The sequence below is a fragment of the Psychroserpens mesophilus genome (assembly GCF_050617655.1).
Taxonomy (GTDB): Bacteria; Bacteroidota; Bacteroidia; order Flavobacteriales; family Flavobacteriaceae; genus Psychroserpens; species Psychroserpens mesophilus_A.
The window spans coordinates 1-389 of record NZ_JBODQC010000057.1 but is presented as its reverse complement, the minus strand read 5'-3'; the positions used below and the strand labels follow the sequence as shown (position 1 = coordinate 389).

Sequence of the window (389 nt, the reverse complement as noted above, 5' to 3'; positions counted from 1 at the left end):
TAACCCCCATGTCCGGCCCCAGGAACTGGAGGTAGAGGACTTTCTCCTCGGCCCCGGCATTCGGGTCGGCCACAATGGTGACGCAGCCCCGCAATTTCTCGATGGTGGAGGCCTTGTTCGTTTTGATGGGGCGGTTGTTCCGCAGGCGGAACCCGCTGCCTTCCGGGTTTTCCAGAACCAGGTAACTCTTGCGGCGGAGCTCCTGGCTGAGTTGCCGGTTTCGCTCCCGCAGGAGGGCTTCCGCTTCGGCCAGGCTGCTGCTGCGCCCGCGGAGCTCTTCGATCTGCCTCCGGGTTTCCTCGTATTTTTCGGTTATCTGCAGGTTGGTATACTGCAGGTAGTTGTTGCGCAATTTGATGCTGTCAAAACGTGCTTCCAGATTGCGGAGT

At 59.6% G+C, this 389-nt stretch carries 1 pseudogene; it reads right to left on the bottom strand.

Annotated elements, in window-relative coordinates:
• Positions 1–389 (bottom strand): annotated as a pseudogene (locus ACRHNM_RS16305) (hypothetical protein); the annotation flags it as partial.